This window comes from Ensifer sp. ENS11 (assembly GCF_014851895.1).
GTDB classification, from domain to species: domain Bacteria; phylum Pseudomonadota; class Alphaproteobacteria; order Rhizobiales; family Rhizobiaceae; genus Ensifer; species Ensifer canadensis.
This window is the reverse complement of the sequence record NZ_JACVAN010000006.1, coordinates 266,838-282,275: the sequence shown is the minus strand read 5'-3', so window position 1 is coordinate 282,275 and position 15,438 is coordinate 266,838. Positions and strand designations below refer to the sequence as shown.

At 63.5% G+C, this 15,438-nt stretch carries 17 protein-coding genes; 11 read left to right on the top strand and 6 right to left on the bottom strand.

The genetic code is table 11. The features are described from left to right. The first annotated feature begins 346 nt into the window (after positions 1–346). The 3 genes from IB264_RS14620 (at position 347) to IB264_RS14610 (ending at position 3,436) form a co-directional block, all read left to right on the top strand. Positions 347–1,459, top strand: coding sequence for a hypothetical protein (locus IB264_RS14620; RefSeq protein ID WP_025427635.1), 1,113 nt, complete (start codon positions 347–349; stop codon positions 1,457–1,459). Between the two features lie 416 nt (positions 1,460–1,875). Continuing rightward, positions 1,876–2,556: a MerR family transcriptional regulator gene (locus IB264_RS14615; protein ID WP_025427636.1), complete on the top strand. Its 681-nt coding sequence runs from the start codon at positions 1,876–1,878 to the stop codon at positions 2,554–2,556. 205 nt (positions 2,557–2,761) lie between these two features. Beyond that, positions 2,762–3,436 carry a spermidine synthase gene (locus IB264_RS14610; protein ID WP_025427637.1) on the top strand — a complete coding sequence of 225 codons (675 nt, stop codon included), beginning with the start codon at positions 2,762–2,764 and terminating at the stop codon, positions 3,434–3,436. An 81-nt stretch (positions 3,437–3,517) separates the two neighbouring features. On the opposite strand, the gene IB264_RS14605 is transcribed toward IB264_RS14610, so the two are convergent. Continuing rightward, positions 3,518–3,877 (bottom strand): VOC family protein, encoded by a 360-nt coding sequence (locus IB264_RS14605; protein ID WP_025427638.1) that lies wholly within the window; start codon positions 3,875–3,877, stop codon positions 3,518–3,520. A 39-nt stretch (positions 3,878–3,916) separates the two neighbouring features. Then, positions 3,917–5,044, bottom strand: coding sequence for an ATP-dependent RecD-like DNA helicase (locus IB264_RS14600; RefSeq protein ID WP_025427639.1), 1,128 nt, complete (start codon positions 5,042–5,044; stop codon positions 3,917–3,919). Between the two features lie 404 nt (positions 5,045–5,448). Between IB264_RS14600 and IB264_RS14595 the strand changes: the two genes are divergently transcribed. The 4 genes from IB264_RS14595 to IB264_RS14580 all read left to right on the top strand — a co-directional run bounded on the left by IB264_RS14595 (position 5,449) and on the right by IB264_RS14580 (position 8,412). After that, on the top strand, positions 5,449–6,537 hold the full coding sequence (locus tag IB264_RS14595; RefSeq protein WP_057211151.1) for an AbrB family transcriptional regulator: 1,089 nt from the start codon (positions 5,449–5,451) through the stop codon (positions 6,535–6,537). 141 nt (positions 6,538–6,678) lie between these two features. Continuing rightward, on the top strand, positions 6,679–7,050 hold the full coding sequence (locus IB264_RS14590; protein WP_025427641.1) for a hypothetical protein: 372 nt from the start codon (positions 6,679–6,681) through the stop codon (positions 7,048–7,050). Then, complete coding sequence (locus IB264_RS14585; protein WP_192433718.1) at positions 7,034–7,588, top strand: RNA polymerase sigma factor; 555 nt, start codon at positions 7,034–7,036, stop codon at positions 7,586–7,588. The genes IB264_RS14590 and IB264_RS14585 overlap by 17 nt, the downstream gene beginning before the upstream one ends. Further along, positions 7,585–8,412, top strand: a complete 828-nt coding sequence (locus tag IB264_RS14580) for an anti-sigma factor (RefSeq protein ID WP_025427643.1) — start codon at positions 7,585–7,587, stop codon at positions 8,410–8,412. The genes IB264_RS14585 and IB264_RS14580 overlap by 4 nt, the downstream gene beginning before the upstream one ends. A gap of 348 nt (positions 8,413–8,760) precedes the next feature. On the opposite strand, the gene IB264_RS14575 is transcribed toward IB264_RS14580, so the two are convergent. Genes IB264_RS14575 through nthA form a run of 3 tightly spaced genes read right to left on the bottom strand, consistent with a single transcriptional unit; the run spans position 8,761 to position 10,419 of the window. Further along, complete coding sequence (locus IB264_RS14575; RefSeq protein ID WP_375154966.1) at positions 8,761–9,150, bottom strand: nitrile hydratase accessory protein; 390 nt, start codon at positions 9,148–9,150, stop codon at positions 8,761–8,763. Then, a complete protein-coding gene (gene nthB / locus IB264_RS14570; RefSeq protein WP_025427645.1) occupies positions 9,119–9,778 on the bottom strand; it encodes a nitrile hydratase subunit beta in 660 nt (219 codons plus the stop codon). The genes IB264_RS14575 and nthB overlap by 32 nt, the downstream gene beginning before the upstream one ends. Then, positions 9,775–10,419, bottom strand: a complete 645-nt coding sequence (nthA, locus tag IB264_RS14565; RefSeq protein ID WP_192433714.1) for a nitrile hydratase subunit alpha — start codon at positions 10,417–10,419, stop codon at positions 9,775–9,777. The genes nthB and nthA overlap by 4 nt, the downstream gene beginning before the upstream one ends. A gap of 346 nt (positions 10,420–10,765) precedes the next feature. Between nthA and IB264_RS14560 the strand changes: the two genes are divergently transcribed. The 3 genes from IB264_RS14560 (at position 10,766) to IB264_RS14550 (ending at position 13,730) form a co-directional block, all read left to right on the top strand. Next, complete coding sequence (locus tag IB264_RS14560) at positions 10,766–11,779, top strand: hypothetical protein (protein ID WP_025427647.1); 1,014 nt, start codon at positions 10,766–10,768, stop codon at positions 11,777–11,779. 188 nt (positions 11,780–11,967) lie between these two features. Further along, positions 11,968–13,251 (top strand): SDR family oxidoreductase, encoded by a 1,284-nt coding sequence (locus IB264_RS14555; protein ID WP_025427648.1) that lies wholly within the window; start codon positions 11,968–11,970, stop codon positions 13,249–13,251. Next, the gene (locus IB264_RS14550; protein ID WP_025427649.1) at positions 13,251–13,730 is read left to right on the top strand and encodes a DUF2269 domain-containing protein; all 480 of its coding nucleotides are present in this window, start codon (positions 13,251–13,253) and stop codon (positions 13,728–13,730) included. Before IB264_RS14555 ends, IB264_RS14550 begins: the two co-directional genes overlap by 1 nt. Here the strand turns inward: IB264_RS14550 and IB264_RS14545 are convergent. After that, complete coding sequence (locus tag IB264_RS14545; RefSeq protein ID WP_025427650.1) at positions 13,722–14,315, bottom strand: LysE family translocator; 594 nt, start codon at positions 14,313–14,315, stop codon at positions 13,722–13,724. The genes IB264_RS14550 and IB264_RS14545 overlap by 9 nt on opposite strands. Positions 14,316–14,592: 277 nt before the next feature. On the opposite strand from IB264_RS14545, the gene IB264_RS14540 reads away from it, so the two are divergent. Continuing rightward, positions 14,593–15,438 carry an aldo/keto reductase gene (locus tag IB264_RS14540; protein WP_025427651.1) on the top strand — a complete coding sequence of 282 codons (846 nt, stop codon included), beginning with the start codon at positions 14,593–14,595 and terminating at the stop codon, positions 15,436–15,438.

Sequence of the window (15,438 nt, the reverse complement as noted above, 5' to 3'; positions counted from 1 at the left end):
CCAGCGAAAGTCGGCTCCGGCGTCGCTTGTTTGCCGGCCATGCCTTGACGAAACCTTGACATTAGTGGGGCCTAACATGCAGTGCGTCCAGCAAGACCCATCAACCAAGGCAAAAACCGATGCGGATGTCGGCGATGCAAGGTCGCAAAAGACGCACCGCTACGTTCTGCCACAGGGGACGGTCGCAATTTTGAGTTTATTTCAGATAAATCTCAAATTTGGGGTCAAGCATCCTGACAACAGCTTTTTTTGAGCCTAAATTTCCGAATCATATCGAATTGCGGCAGATCTGCCCTTCGATCTCTTTCATAAAGTTTCGCGACGAATGAACCTGGAGCAACAATTGATGATGGCGGTCGAAAGACCCTGCGACGAGACGATACGGCAAAACCTTCGCCGTATCCTCGAGAGCAAGTCTTTCGCGCGTTCCGAACGCCTGCGCGCTTTTCTCGCCTATGTGGTCGAAAAGGAGATGATCGGCGAAGGCCCGCAATTGAAGGGCTATTCGATCGCCATCGACGTCTTCGACCGCCCTCAGGCGTTCAATGCCGACAGCGATCCGCTGGTGCGGGTGCATGCCGGCAAGCTGCGCAAATTGCTCAAGGCCTATTACGAGACCGATGGCGCCGAGGACGAATGGCATCTGGTCATTCCCAAGGGCACCTATGTACCGGAATACAGCCGCCGGCAGATCGATGCGGCCTGCCCCGCCGAGCCACAGACGCGCCAGCCGAAGCTGACGCGCAAGCGCCTCCCCGGCCAGAAGACGGCCTGGCCGCCGGCACCGTTGTCTTCGCCGCTGGCTGTGCTGTCGGTGCTGCCGCTTTTGTTGTTTGCGCCGCTGCCTTCACCGGAAATGACGATGGACATCGATGCGCAGGCGAAGCTCTTCAACGGCCGCCATTCGATCGAGCGCGTGCTGCCCTCCGTCAACGTCGCCATATCGGGAGACCAGAACGCCGACGTCAAAGCCTTCGCCGTCGCCCTTCGCGCCGCCGCTCAGCGCCACCGGACACTGGCGCGCGCCACCGACGGCGACGCCGGACGGCCGGTATCGCGCAATGCGGCGCTGTCGTTTTCGCTCGAGCTGACCTGGTACGACGCGCCTGCGGCCGGTGTGCGCGTTACGCTCAAGCATGATGGCGAAGGCGTGCCGCTGCGGCAGGATTTCATCACAAGCGAACGATTGAAGAGTGAGCCCGATCTGCTGTTTGAAAGCATGTCGCTGGCATCCGAACTGTTTTCCCTCGATGGCGAGATCTACACCCATGCGAGCGAAGAACAGATCCAGAGCCCGCTGATGGATTGCATGACGGCAACCGCCCAGTATCGCAAGCTGCTGACCCGCGGCAGCTTCGAAAGCGCCTGGTCCTGCCAGCAAAAACTGGCACCGCTGCGCGGCGACGAGCCGCTGTTCATCCTCAGCGCAAACAGCCCACTCCGGGTCATCGGCCACTGACGGAAAACCATGCTGCCTGCGTCCTAAGCGGCCCGCCAGCATGGCCCAAACCAGCACTTCCCCTGCAATATTCAGGACTATTCATATATGTGATTCGCGTATACGGTGTGGCCATGCGTTGGGAATTGGTGCCTGGTTGCTCGTCAGGCAAGCACAATTGTCAGCAGTAGCCGCGCCCTTCGCGGTGTGCCCCAGCCGAGCAGCAGTCGCTATCGTCGACCATCGACGGTTGCATTGGAGCGCGGATCGCTTCCGCTCCGGTCATACCGTGCGATCGCGACGAGTTCCTGATGCCTGCGGCATAATTCCGTAAATCGGCAGCGATATCGGGATCAATTATGCAGCAAATCGAAGCGTGACGGCTGCCTTCGCCCCCTTGAACAGGCGCGCGGCACTGTCAAACGGGGATCATCGATATGCCGCGAGACCACTGGAAGTACGAGGGCGCGCTGGCGGCGCCGGAGCGCACCGGCTACCTGCCCAGACTGCCGCTTCCCCATCACGATCCCTCAAGCCCGCTTGCAATCGCCGATATGGCCGATGCCTTCGGCGTCACCCACCGCACCCTGCATTTCTATGAGGAGAAGGGCCTGCTGACCGCCGCCCGCATGGGGCCGATGCGGGTCTATGGACCGGACCACATCCGCCGCATGGCCGTCATCAACGCCTGCCGTGAAATCGACATGCCGATCGCGGCCATCCAGGAACTGCTCGCTGGTCTTGCCGGCGCCGACGACCAGACAGAGGCCGACCGGCTGTTCAAGGAAGCGCTGTTGTCACGACGCCGGGAACTGGCGGCGCAACAATCCAACCTGCGGCGCCAGATGCAGCGCATCGCCGAACTGCTGGAAAACGAAGCTGAACAGGGCGAGGCCTCGTCCGATGACGCCGAAAACGTGCATCTCTCGCCGATCGAGAGCGAATGCCTCACATTCATGGCCGAAGGTTACCCGGCTGCACGCATCGCCCGGCTGATGGAGATGGATCTGGCCGCAGCGCTGACGCTCGAGGCCGGCATCATCCGCAAGTTCAACGCCCACAACCGCTTCCAGGCCATCGCCAAGGCGGTGCTATCAGGCATGATCGCCGCGGAATAACCAGGCGCGACGCTTCGCGCTATCGGACGTATCTAGCCGAGATCCCGCGCTGGTCACGGGGATGAAGCATCGCGGTGTCGAAATTCCCGTCGCCGAAAAGGGCATCGTGAGGGGGCAATTCTCCCTGGATCATCGACAATGTGATGTCTTCAGCGCCACGCTCATGTTACGAGGCGCTTGAACGATGCAATGAGAGACGACCCCGATGCTTCCCTGGATCCTGCTAGACCGCGCAACCATTCCCGGTGATGGCGACGAGTTGCGCCTGAAGAGCCGCGGCAGCGAATTTTCCATCATGCTCGGCTCGACGGAATTGATGAACAGCCGGCTGAGCGGATCGGAAGAGGCGCTGGCGACGCTGAGCTGTGAGCGGATTGCCTGCCGGAAGAATGCCCGCATGCTGATCGGCGGCCTCGGCATGGGGTTTACCTTGCGGGCCGCATTGGGCGCGCTGCCTGATGATGCCAGGGTGGTGGTCGCAGAGCTCGTGCCAGCTGTCGTCGAGTGGGCGCGCGGACCGATGGCGGATCTCCACCAAGGCACGCTCGACGATCCACGCGTCGACATCCATGTCGGCGATGTCGGCGCGCTGATCCGATCGAAGACCGCCGCTTACGATGCCATCCTGCTCGATGTCGACAATGGTCCGGATGGCTTGACGCGCGCCTCCAACGACAGCCTCTACAACCACACCGGCCTTCGCGCGGCCAAGGCTGCCCTGCGCCCAAACGGCGTGCTTGCCGTCTGGTCATCGGCGCCGGACAGCGCCTTTACGCGCCGCTTGCGCGAAGTCGGCTTTGCCACCGACGAGGTGAATGTGCGCGCCAACGGCAAGCGTGGTGGTGCCCGCCATGTCCTGTGGATGGCGACCAAGCGCTAGCAAAGAGCAGAAAGAGCGGCGCGCGCTTCAGATCCGGCCGCGGCGCGACGGAGCCAAGAAAAACGCCGCGCTATTCGACAGTCACCCGTTGCGAAAAGCGCGGCTTGAGACCGAGATCGGATCGTCGCACGGGTCCTTCGCGTTGGCGAAGACATAGCCATCGGCCTGATGGATGGCCCCAAACACCAGCCCTTCGGCAGCGCAGCGCTCGCAGAAGGCTTCGACGTCTCTCACGTCGAATACCAGCTTGACCAGCGACTGGCCGCGCCGCTGTCCCTTGGCCGCCGGGTGGATCATCAGGTTGGCCCCGCCTTCCCCGCAGATCAGCTCGATGATCCGGTCGCCCGCCTCGTCGCATGCTTGAAAGCCGAAGTGCTTCTCGTAGAAGCGGACGGTCGCCTCGACGTCTTGGGCGTAAATGATGATCCTGTTGATCGGCACTGAAATCTCCCTCGATCGAAGACTTAGGCCTGCCCGTCCTCAGCGAACGATCGTCAGGCGCTCGGCCGCACGGGTGATCGCGGTATAAAGCCAGCGCTCGCGGGTATCGCGAAACGCCCAGCTCTCGTCGAACAGCACGACATTGTTCCACTGCGAGCCCTGCGCCTTGTGCACCGTCAGCGCGTAGCCGAAGTCGAATTCGTCGTAGCGCTTGCGGGTCGACCAAGGAATTTCGCCCTCGACCTCTTCGAAGGCTGCCTTCAGCAGCTTGATCTTGGCGGCACCGCGATCCATGTCGTCGTCCTCAGGGCGGATCATCAGGTTGATGCCGGGCTTCACCGTTTCCTTCGACGAGCTCATGACCTGCCAGAGCGAGCCGTTGAGCAGGCCCTTGGCCGGGTCGTTGCGCAGGCAGACCAGCTTGTCGCCGGATTGCGGATATTCGCTGGTAAAGCCCTTGAGCTCGCGAAGCCGCTGGTTGTAGCGCCGCCGGGTCTTGTTGGTGCCGACCAGCACCTGGTCGGCCTCCAGCACCAGCTCCTGGTTGACCTGCCCGCGGCCGATCACCTGGGTGGTGCCGTAGTCGCCATGCATGATCTCGTTGCCTTCGCGCACCTGCATCGCCAGCCGGATGATCGGGTTGTCGCGGGCCTGGCGGTGAATGTCGGTCAGCAGATAGTCCGGATCCTGATTGGTGAAATAGCCGCCGCCGGTGACCGGCGGCAACTGGCCGGGGTCGCCGAGAACCAGGATCGGCGTGCCGAAGCTCATCAGGTCCTTGCCGAGCGCCTCGTCGACCATCGAACATTCGTCGACGATGATCAGCGCCGCCTTTGCGACCGGGCTTTGCCGGTTGATGGAAAACATCGGCGCGATCGAGGTCTTGCCGGTCTCCTCGTCGGAAACCTCCTCCTCGCCGCGCGGCCGGTAGATCAACGAGTGAATGGTCTTGGCGTTGCTGGCACCCTTGGAGCGCAGCACCTGGGCGGCCTTGCCGGTAAAGGCGGCAAACAGCACGTCGCCATCCACATGCTCGGCGAAATGGCGCGCAAGCGTCGTCTTGCCGGTGCCGGCATAACCGAACAGCCGAAAGAGCTGCGAGCGGCCCTCTTTCAGCCATTGTGAAACGGCCTTGAGGGCCTCGTCCTGTTGCGGAGCAAATTGCATGATCCGAAGTGTCAGGATTCGGGGTGCACAAGCAAGCCCGGATTTCGGGTCGTCGTATCCTGCCGGACGCCCGGCACCCGCGTTTGCAACGACCTCCATCGCGAAATCCCGCACCAGATCAAGGAGCTATCATCGATCTGCCGCGCGCCGGGCTGCCCAGCGCCGCGCCGCAATGGCGCAGGCGTGTCACATGACGGCACCCCCATCCAGTCGTTTCGGCCGCCCGCCCTATCCGCTGTGGCACTTCTGGCCCTGTGGCCAGCCTGCCGCTTGAATGCCTGCGCGCAATGCTGCTAACGAGCGGTTGCGCGGCGGCGAACCGATCCCTGCATGGGCCAGCCCCGACAAACGGATCAGGCGGGCACGAACACGTCAACCGCCTGAGGCAATGCCGGAGAATGCCCTTGAAGCCCGACCAGCCCGCCACGCCCTCGTCTTCGGACCCTGTCGGCATCGGCCGCCTTGCGCCGACGCTGCAATGGCTGCTTCTCACGCTCGTCTCCGTGATCTTTGCGACAGTCCTCGAATTGGTCGGCATTCCCGCCGGGCTGTTGATGGGGCCGATGCTCGCGGCCGTGCTCTTCGGCATGAACGGCGGCACCATCCGCCTGCCCAAGCAGGTGTACTTCTGCGTGCAATTCATTCTTGCAATGATGATCGCCGGCGCGATGACGCCCGGCATGCTCGGCACCTTTTCCGGCAACTGGCCGCTGTTCCTCGGCGTCATTCTCTCCGTCATCGCCGTCAGCACGCTCTGCGGCTGGGTGATCACCCGCATGCGCATCCTGCCGGGCACGACGGCGATCTGGGGCTCGTCGGCGGGTGCCGCCTCCACCATGCTCTTGATGGCGGATGCCTATGGCGCCGATGCGCGCCTCGTCGCCTTCATGCAGTATCTGCGCGTCATCTTCGTCGCCAGCACCGCGACGATGGTCGCCCATCTCTGGGTGACCGGCGCGGAGGCCGAAACCGCAATCGTCTGGTTCGAGCCTGTCTCGATCCTGCCGTTCCTGGCAACGCTTGCCGTCGGGCTCGGCGCGGCCTTTGCCGGCCGGATGCTGCGCGTGCCGGCCGGCGCCTTCCTGCTGCCGTTCCTCGTCGGCGCCGTGCTCAATGTCAGCGGCGTCATGACCACCGAGCTGCCGCAATGGCTGCTGGCGCTCTGTTACGCCCTGCTCGGCTGGAACATCGGCCTTGGCTTCACCCGCTCGATCCTTGCCCACGCGCGCCGCGCACTGGTGCCGACGGTGATCTCAATCGTCGTCTTGATCTCGTTTTCCGGCCTGCTTGCCCTGCTGCTCATCAAGGTCGCCGACATCGACCCGCTGACGGCCTATCTCGCCACCAGCCCGGGCGGGCTCGATTCGATCGCGGTCATCGCCGCTTCGAGCAATGTCGACCTCTCCTTCGTCATGGCGCTGCAGTCCGCCCGTCTCATGATCATCACCATGATCGGCCCCGCACTCGCCCGCTTCGTCGCCAACCGCGCCTGAAAGCGGTGCGGCTCGCCGGCACTTGAAAAAAGTGCGACGATGCAACAATTCCGGGAATAATCCCCGCCCTCCTCGTGTCTCATGTCAGGATCCGCGCGCCTGCGCACTCCGCTAGATTCAAGTTGAGGAAGGAAAGCTCCCATGAGAACGTTACCGCTCGCTATTGCCATTTCCCTTGTCGCCGGCGCCGCCTTTGCGGCACCTCCGGTCAAGACGGTCGAAACGGCAAAGGGCAATGTGCTCGCCGCCGCCAACGGCATGACGCTTTACACCTACAAGGACGACCATGGCGGCGTTTCCAGTTGCTATGACGCCTGCGCGAAGAACTGGCCGCCCTTCACGGTCGAAGGCGATGCCAAGGCGGAAGGAGCCTACACGGTCGTCGAACGCAAGGATGGAGCCAAGCAGTGGGCCAAGGACGGTATGCCGCTGTATTTCTTTATCAAGGACAAGAAGATGGGTGACATTACCGGGGATGGCTTGAAGGGCGAATGGGATGTCGTCAAGCCGTGATGGCGTGAATATGGATGCGGGGGCGAAAAGCCCCGCATCCGACCGGTTCGAGGAGGATGTGCTGGCGCTGATGCCGGCGCTCCGGCGCTATTCGCGCAGCCTTGTGCGCTCGGATCCTGATGGTGAAGATCTGCTGCAGGATTGTGTCGAGAAGGTTCTGGCGCGCCGCGCCCAGTGGCGCGGAGTCAACCTGCGTGCCTGGGCCTTCACCATCATGACCAATCTCAGCCGCAACCGGCACCGGCACACCGCGCTGCACCCGCAGGTCGAGCTCGACGACAACCTCGGCCTCCAGGCGGAAACCCAAGAGAGCGATCCGCTCGAACGCTCGCGGCTGGAACGGGAGCTGAACGGCCTTTCGGCGGAAAACCGCTCGGTGCTGATGCTCGTGGTGATTGAGGGATACCGATACCAGGATGTGGCCGACATGTTGGCCATTCCGATCGGCACGGTGATGTCCCGCCTGTCGCGGGCGCGTCACCAGCTTGCCGAAGCGATGAAGGACGACAACGTGATCAGCATGCGGAGACCGAAATGACGGACGAATTGAACACCGTCTCCGAAGACGACCTCAACGCCTATGTCGACGGCTTCCTGAGCGAGGCGGACCGGGCGCGGGTCGAGCAATGGCTCGAGCGCAACCCCGCGCGCGCCGAGGAGGTCCGCCAGTGGCAGGGCCAGGCAACCGAACTCCGCGCCATGTTTTCGACCTATGCCCGCAGTGACGAGCGCGACCGGGCGTTGCTCGCAGGTACGAGCAGCCGGGGCGCGGCCGTCGCTTCGCGCGATCGCTGGACTTTGCGCCTTGGCGGCCGCATCGCCGCCGGTCTCCTGCTCTTTGGCGCCGGCGCCCTCAGCGGACTTTATGCCCCGCATGTCCTCGCCCCCGAACGTTCAGAACAGGTTGCCCTGGTGACTGAGAGCTTGCCGCGGCAGGCGCAGTCAGCGTTTCTCATCTATGCAAGCGAGGTGCGCCACGCCGTCGAGGTCGGGCCGGACCAGCAGACCCACCTTGCCACCTGGCTCGGCAAGCGGCTCGATCATCCGCTCAACATTCCCGATCTGTCGAAACTCGGCTTTTCGCTCGTCGGCGGCAGGCTGCTACCGGTCAACGGCAAGGCGGGCGCGCTGTTCATGTATGAAGACCCGAGCGGCCAGCGGTTGACCGTGCTTCTCGGCCGCAACCCGGACAACCGCGAAACCAGCTTCCGCATCGACAGCAGCGGCGGCGTCGAAACCTTCTACTGGATCGACGGACCGATCGGCTATGCCGTCACCGGCGAAGTGCCGCGTACGCTTCTGCAACAGGTCGCCGACGAATGCTACCGCCAGTTCGAGAAGCCGGCAGCCGCCAAGAGTTGACGGCGTCAGAGACGACTGCAGCGCTGCCGCAACTGAAAGCGTTTCGAGGTTAAAACCGTCGCCATATCATAACGTTGGCTCAGTTTTCGAAGCATCGATTCACGTTACGTGATGTTCCGTGGAGATGGCCCCTCATCCGGCCTGCCGGCCACCTTCTCCCCGCACGCGGGGAGAAGGAAACTTGTGGCTCGCGGCCACTCCACGTCAGCCATTCGCTGCCGAGGTGCTCGTCAACGACAGATGCCAGGTGGCAACGCTATTGTCGTCCACGTCCCCTCTCCCCGCCCGCGGGGAGAGGGCTAGGGTGAGGGGCAAACCCGCTCGCGTCCCATGAGATATGACAGACCGCTACCGCAGCGGGTCGTTCTCGATCAGGATCGGATGCCCATGCGGCGTCGCCTCGGCCGCGCGCTGCCAGCTCTTCGTCAAGGTTTCCAGCTGCCCGCTGGAGGTGATCGAAAGCTCGGTGACGAGCCGCGACAGCGCCGCCACCCAGCAATCGAAATAGTCGCTGGCATCCGCCTTGCGGCCGGGCTTGTAGAGTTCGGCGGGAAGCGCCTCGGCCCATTCGTTCCAGGAAAAGACGCCCTTTTCGTGCAGTCTCACCGTCATGGCAAAGGCAGACGCCTGCCACAGCTCGGCGAAGACGGGATCGCCCTCGGGCGATTTCGGCAGCTCGGCGGAGGCGGCAAGCGGCGATGTCGTCTTACAGGTGCTCAAGGTAGCTCTCCCAGGCATCGATCGACACCGTCAATGTCGGGTCGGCGCCCTCGCCCCAGATCTCAGCCCCGTCAAACACCACTGTATAGAGCCACTGCGCGCTCTCGCCGCGGCCATGGGCGTTATCATCGGGAAAGACGAAGGAACCCTGCACCGCCTCGATCGTGCCGAGCTTGGCGCGGGCATAGCGCGGCAGCCGCGTATGGGTCGTCGGGTTGAAATTTTTGGTGCGCACCTGTTCGCCGACGACGAAGCGCGGGCGCGTTTCGACCAGCCGGTCGCAAGAGCCGCCCTTGGCAAGCACCGCCGGCACCATGTCGGCCTTCAGCACGCGCTTGGGCTCGGCTCCTTTCTCGAGCATTTGGCCGCCGTCGAGTTCGGCCTGGGTCACGAAACCGTGGCGCTTCAGCAGCGTCTCCAGCGCCCGCGTCCAGATCTCGTAATAGCTCGCCGAGAGATAGGTGGCAGGCGGCAGGTTTTCACGCGCATGCCGGCTCTCGTCGATGGTCCAGGCGCCGAAGGCGCCGCAGGAAAGCGTCACGCCGAGCGCCCGTTTTTCCCATTCGGCGTGAAAATAGGGTTCGTTGGTCTCGGGCGCGACCGGACCCATTCCATGCTGCCCGCCGAGATCGTGCGGCCCGTTCATCGCAGCGCCTCGGTGACAAGCGCAAGCCCGGTACCGATCATGGAATCGCGGGTCACCAAATCGGCAAGCTCTTCCTCGCGGAGCCCCTCTGTCCCCACCGGCCGCTCCGGCACGACGAGATAACGCAGCTCCGCCGTCGAATCCCAGACGCGAATGCGCCTGTCCTCGGGGAGCATCAGCCCGAATTCCGCCAGCACCCCGCGCGGATCGATGACCGCGCGCGAGCGATAGGGCGGCGCCTTGTACCAGACCGGCGGCAGGCCGAGCACCGACCAGGGATAACAGGAGCAGAGCGTGCAGACGACGAGGTTGTGGGTGTCGGCCGTATTGAACACGGCGCGCATGTGCTCGCCCTGCCGGCCGGTATAGCCGAGGCTGGCGATCGCCGCCGTTGCGTCGCCCTTCAGCCAGTCGGCAAATTCGGCGTCGGTCCAGGCCTTGGCAACGACGCGGGCGCCGTTTCGCGGGCCGATCTTGGTCTCGTAGGTCTCGACGATGGCATCGATCGCCGCCGGATCGATCAGGCCCTTCTCCGTCAACACCGTTTCCAACGCCTTTACCCGCGCCTCCATATCGGTGAAATGGTTGTCGTGGTGATGGTCGTGAGCATGGTGATCGTGACCATGATGGTGTTCGGACATTGCCTGGCTCCTCGCAGCACGGCGCCTCGCGGCTGCGCAGATGGCGCCGCTGCCTCCCTGAGGCAATAGTCGTAGCGAATAAACGCCGATTTCGAAATCGATTTTACCAGCGGCCGTGGACCGGAATTGTCACCGTAACAAGTCCGGTTCGACGCGGTTTGCCATCGCTGTCAAAACGGCCCGTTTGATTGCAAGCAATCATCAGGAAACGGCGAAGGCACGATTGCACACCACCTCCGTCACAAGTCTGAAGTTGCGCTAAGGTCTTAGCAAGCGGGGTGATTCGACGCCACGACGCCTTGTGGGCGGAAGGCGGAGGACGGAGCATTGGGGGAACTGGCAGCGCATGACGACACCAATCGAAAGTGCTTTCCCGTCCCGTGCTATCCGCGTCGTTGCGCCCGTCTTTTCCCTCGGCTTCTTTTTCCTCTTCCTGGCACTTTTGCCGTTGCCATTGGCGGTGGGCCTGCTCCGGCTCCCGATCGACGAGATCAGGCGTGATTACGCCATCAGCCGGAACCCCGTTCTCGTCAGCGGCGCAGAGATTTGCTCGGTCGATTGCCTGCCTGGCAGCGGCGAACCCCAGCTCTGCAGCACGCAGGTTCGCTTTCAGCACGATGGTCAGCCCCACGAGCAAATCTTGAACACCCGTTCGGTCGGTCAACCCGGCCTTTGCCGGCACGGCAACATCACAATCGCCGGCGACAGCCCCGAGCATGTCAGCCTCACCCATGATTATCGCAGCGTCATTCGCACGACGGCGCAGCGGCTCATCCTCGGAGCCGGCCTTGTGCTGTTCAGCCTGGTCATGCTGAGCAACGCCATCCCCATTCTCCTTGCCCGCCGCGCCGCCGGCCGGCGGTATTTGCTGAAGCCCATCATCGTCGATCTGAGCGGCAGCCAAATCCTGCGCTACGCCCCGAGCGTTCCCTTTGCGCGCGGTACTATAAAGACAGCCTATACCCGGATGAAGCCAGGCCAGCGCCCACTGTACCTCCGGCCGACGAGCGACGACCGCGCGCTGCCGACAACCCCCTTCGCCGGACATGCCTACCCCGCCCTCGCCGTCATCACCGAAGGCGTCCCGTTACCGATCCTGCTTGACGAGAAACTCACCCGGCTTGAACTGAGCGAGGCCGAGCGCAATCACATTCGAGCGGCAATCGATGAGACCATAGGGGTGTCCTTCGGCGACCTCCTATCCCCCGCGTTCGTCAGGGAAAAACTCATTCGACCGTTGCGGAAAGACAATCCGGTCGATAGGCCACGATTGCCTTCAAAATGGGCATTCCGGCTTGCCATAGTCATTCCGCCAATGCTGCTGCTCGCTGTCTTGTCCATTATCGACCAGTTCTTGTGATAGGTTCGCCCTGCCCCCTGCCGCGTCGGTTGTTGACCTAGCAATCGCAGGCTTGCCCTGGTGCCCGCAGCAGCCTCTGCTGTTGCATGATGCCGGCTCCATCCGAGGCGCGAAGTCGTCCAATCCACCTTCGCTGCTCGATCATTTTTACCCGCCAATTTTCGCTGGCAGCTCTGTAAACTGACGTCATGAAAATTCTGATTCTCGGCGCCACCGGCTTCATCGGCTCGGCCCTCCTCGATCGACTGACAAGCGACGGACATGGGGTGACCGGCCTTGGTCGCAATGTCGCCCGCGCCCGGCTGAAACGGCCGGGAGCGTCATGGATTGCCGCCGACCTTGCTGAGATGCGCAAGGCCGGCGACTGGCTGCCGCTGGTCGAGACGCATGACGTGGTCGTCAACTGCGCCGGCGCGCTGCAGGATGGCCTGGCCGATCATGTCGCTGCAACCCAGGAAGCGGCGATGCTGGCGCTCTATACCGCTGCCAAAAACAAACCGCCGATGCGCATCGTGCAGATCTCGGCGCCGCGCGGCGATGCCGGCACTGACCTCGCCTTTCTCGCCACCAAGTTCCGCGCCGACACGGCGCTTGCGGAAAGCGGCGTGTCGCATGTCATTCTGCGGCCGGCGCTGGTGCTCGGCCGCAATGCCCATGGCGGCTCGGCCCTGCTCAGGGCGCTTGCCGCCCTGCCCTTCGCGATCCCGCTCGTCCACGCGCAAAGCCGCGTCGAAACAGTTGCCCTTAGCGATGTCACCGAGGCGGTCAGCGCCGCCGTCGCAGGTCTCCTGCCCGAACGAAGCGACCTCGTGCTCGGCCACCCAGAGCGGCCACCCCTTGCCGAGCTCGTCGCGCTGCACCGCCAATGGCTTGGCCTATCGCCAGCTAGGATCGTTTCGCTGCCGGCCCCGCTCGCCGCACCCGTCGGGCTCCTTGCCGATATCGCCGGACGGCTCGGCTGGCGCTCGCCACTGCGCTCGACTGCGCTTTCGGTGATGGCCGGCGGCGTCTCAGCCGAGGATGACGCTCACGCCCCGGTGCCGTTTCTGTCGGCCCGCCAAAGCCTTTCGGCTGTGCCATCCGGCGTGCAGGATCTCTGGTTTGCCCGGCTTTATCTTTTGAAACCACTGTTGATCGTCGGGCTGTCGGCCTTCTGGTTGCTTTCGGGGCTGGTCCCGCTCTTTGCCATCGATGCGGCGAGACAGCATTTCCTGCGGTTCCTGGCCGAAGGCCCGGCAACGGCGTTGACGCTGTTGACCTGCCTTGCCGATATCGTGCTCGGAGCCGCGGTGCTCGTCCGCCCGTGGGCGAAACAGGCGCTCTTGGGAATGCTGGCGCTGACCGCCGCCTATCTCGCCTCCGCAACCCTGGCGGAGCCCGAACTCTGGACCGATCCGCTCGGGCCGCTCGTCAAGGTTCTGCCGTCGATCCTGTTGACGCTTGCCACCCTCGCCATTCGGGATGAACGCTGATGTTTCCGGACGACCTCCTGCGCCTCGCCCATGTCATCGGCGCCACCGTGCTCTTCGGTACCGGCGCCGGCATCGCCTTCTTCATGCTGATGGCGAGCCGCACGCGCGATGCGCGGCTGATCGCCCATGTCGCCGGCACAGTCGTGGTCGCAGATACGGTCTTCACCGCCACAGCCGTGGTGTTTCAGCCGATCACCGGATATCTGCTGGCGACAAGCATCGGCTGGTCGCTTGCGGAAGGGTGGATCGCGCTGTCGCTGATCCTCTATGTCGTCACCGGCCTGTTCTGGCTTCCCGTGGTCTGGATCCAGATCCGGCTGCGCAATCTGGCGCAGCTTGCTGCGGCGGAGAACACGCCGCTGCCGCCGGCCTTCGATCGGCTCTATGCCATCTGGTTTGCCTGCGGCTTCCCGGCCTTCTTTGCCGTTGTCGGCATTTTCTGGCTGATGCTGGCAAAGCCGCAGTTCCAGCTATTTTAGCATCGGCCACAGGCTGACGACGAGCAGCACCGCCATGGTGATGTTGAACCATTTGAGCCGTGCGGGCTCCGACAGCCATTGGCGCAGGGCCGAGCCGAAACCGGCCCAGGTGGAGACGCTCGGTACGTTGACGAGGGCAAAGACCAGGCCGACGGCAAGCACGCTGGCGATGTAGCTTTCGCCGCCGGTATAGGTCGCCATTGCCGAGACTGCCATGACCCAGGCCTTGGGATTGACCCATTGGAAGGCCGCCGCCTGCAGGAAGGTCATCGGCACGGCGCCGGCCTTGCCTTCGCCGAGCGAGCGCGAGGTGCCGATCTTCCAGGCGATCCAGACGAGATAGGCACCGCCGGCAAACTTCAGGGTGGTGTAGAGCAACGGTACGGCGTGGAGAAGCGCGCCCAGGCCGAGACCGACGGCGATCAGCAGCGAGAAGAAACCGGCACCGATCCCCAGCATATGCGGGATGGTGCGCACGAAGCCGAAGTTCACGCCCGAGGCAAAGAGCATCATATTGTTCGGGCCCGGCGTAATCGACGTCGTGAGCGCGAACAGAAACAACGCCAGGAGCGTATCGGCCTGCATTATCTTCCTCCACCAGGATTAGGTCAACATAATTGACCTAATCCTGGCAACCAGCCCGGAATTGTCACGGTGACAACATCGGGCGACCACCGGCCTGATAGGACGGAACGGGAGTTGGGTCGAGTTCCGCGCCCGAGATATCGCGACCAGCAACGCGCCTGCGCGCCGAGAAAAGGCACCTCGAAAGACCCGCCGATTGCGCTAGATTGCGACATACGAAACGCTGGGACCCGCCCAACGCTTAATCCCGTCCACGTCCGACCAAGGGGAAAGCCGAATGCACGATCCGATCCCGACCACCACGCTCATCGATGGACGCTCCGTTCCGGTTCTCGGCCAGGGCACCTGGCGCATGGGCGACGAGCGCTCGCGCGCCGCAGAGGAAGTGAAGAGCCTGCAGGCCGGCCTCGACCTCGGCATGACGCTGATCGACACCGCCGAAATGTACGGCAACGGCGCCTCGGAGCGCGTCGTCGGCGAGGCGGTCAAAGGCCGGCGCGACGAAGCCTTCATCGTCAGCAAGGTGCTGCCCTCCAATGCCAGCCGGATCGGCACCGAGGCCGCCTGCGAGCGCAGCCTGAAGCATCTCGGCATCGACCATATCGATCTCTACCTGCTGCACTGGCGCGGCGGCTATCCGCTCGCCGAGACGGTGGCGGCGTTCGAAGCCCTGAAGAAGGCCGGCAAGATCGGCGCCTGGGGCGTTTCCAACTTCGATGTCGACGACATGGAGGAGTTGTTGGCGGTTCCCGGCGGCAAGAACGTCGCCGCCAACCAGGTTCTCTACAATCTCTCAAGGCGCGGCATCGAATATGATCTCCTGCCCTGGTGCCAGAAGCGCGGTGTCGCCGTCATGGCCTATTCGCCGCTCGACGAGGGCCGGCTCTTGCGCAACGCGGATCTCGTCCACATCGCCAAGGCGCACCAGGCAACGCCGGCGCAGATCGCACTCGCCTTCCTGAAAACCCGCCCCGGCGTGATCTCGATCCCCAAGACTGGCTCGGCGGAACGCGCCCGCGAAAACCGCGACGCGATGGACATCCACCTGACCCCGGAAAACCTCGCGACCCTCGACAACGCCTTCCCGCCACCGAAGCGCAAAAGGTCGTTGGAGATGATTTGA

What these genes read in the sequence shown, in the direction of transcription:
- IB264_RS14590 (WP_025427641.1), top strand. Translation starts at nt 6,679, where the DNA reads ATGAGAACGTTACCGCTCGCTATTGCCATTTCCCTTGTCGCCGGCGCC.
- nthA (WP_192433714.1), bottom strand. Translation starts at nt 10,419, where the DNA reads ATGTCCGAACACCATCATGGTCACGATCACCATGCTCACGACCATCAC.
- IB264_RS14575 (WP_375154966.1), bottom strand. Translation starts at nt 9,150, where the DNA reads ATGCCTGGGAGAGCTACCTTGAGCACCTGTAAGACGACATCGCCGCTT.
- IB264_RS14585 (WP_192433718.1), top strand. Translation starts at nt 7,034, where the DNA reads ATGTCGTCAAGCCGTGATGGCGTGAATATGGATGCGGGGGCGAAAAGC.
- IB264_RS14540 (WP_025427651.1), top strand. Translation starts at nt 14,593, where the DNA reads ATGCACGATCCGATCCCGACCACCACGCTCATCGATGGACGCTCCGTT.
- IB264_RS14580 (WP_025427643.1), top strand. Translation starts at nt 7,585, where the DNA reads ATGACGGACGAATTGAACACCGTCTCCGAAGACGACCTCAACGCCTAT.
- IB264_RS14555 (WP_025427648.1), top strand. Translation starts at nt 11,968, where the DNA reads ATGAAAATTCTGATTCTCGGCGCCACCGGCTTCATCGGCTCGGCCCTC.
- IB264_RS14615 (WP_025427636.1), top strand. Translation starts at nt 1,876, where the DNA reads ATGCCGCGAGACCACTGGAAGTACGAGGGCGCGCTGGCGGCGCCGGAG.
- IB264_RS14545 (WP_025427650.1), bottom strand. Translation starts at nt 14,315, where the DNA reads ATGCAGGCCGATACGCTCCTGGCGTTGTTTCTGTTCGCGCTCACGACG.
- IB264_RS14560 (WP_025427647.1), top strand. Translation starts at nt 10,766, where the DNA reads ATGACGACACCAATCGAAAGTGCTTTCCCGTCCCGTGCTATCCGCGTC.
- IB264_RS14550 (WP_025427649.1), top strand. Translation starts at nt 13,251, where the DNA reads ATGTTTCCGGACGACCTCCTGCGCCTCGCCCATGTCATCGGCGCCACC.
- IB264_RS14620 (WP_025427635.1), top strand. Translation starts at nt 347, where the DNA reads ATGATGGCGGTCGAAAGACCCTGCGACGAGACGATACGGCAAAACCTT.
- IB264_RS14610 (WP_025427637.1), top strand. Translation starts at nt 2,762, where the DNA reads ATGCTTCCCTGGATCCTGCTAGACCGCGCAACCATTCCCGGTGATGGC.
- IB264_RS14600 (WP_025427639.1), bottom strand. Translation starts at nt 5,044, where the DNA reads ATGCAATTTGCTCCGCAACAGGACGAGGCCCTCAAGGCCGTTTCACAA.
- nthB (WP_025427645.1), bottom strand. Translation starts at nt 9,778, where the DNA reads ATGAACGGGCCGCACGATCTCGGCGGGCAGCATGGAATGGGTCCGGTC.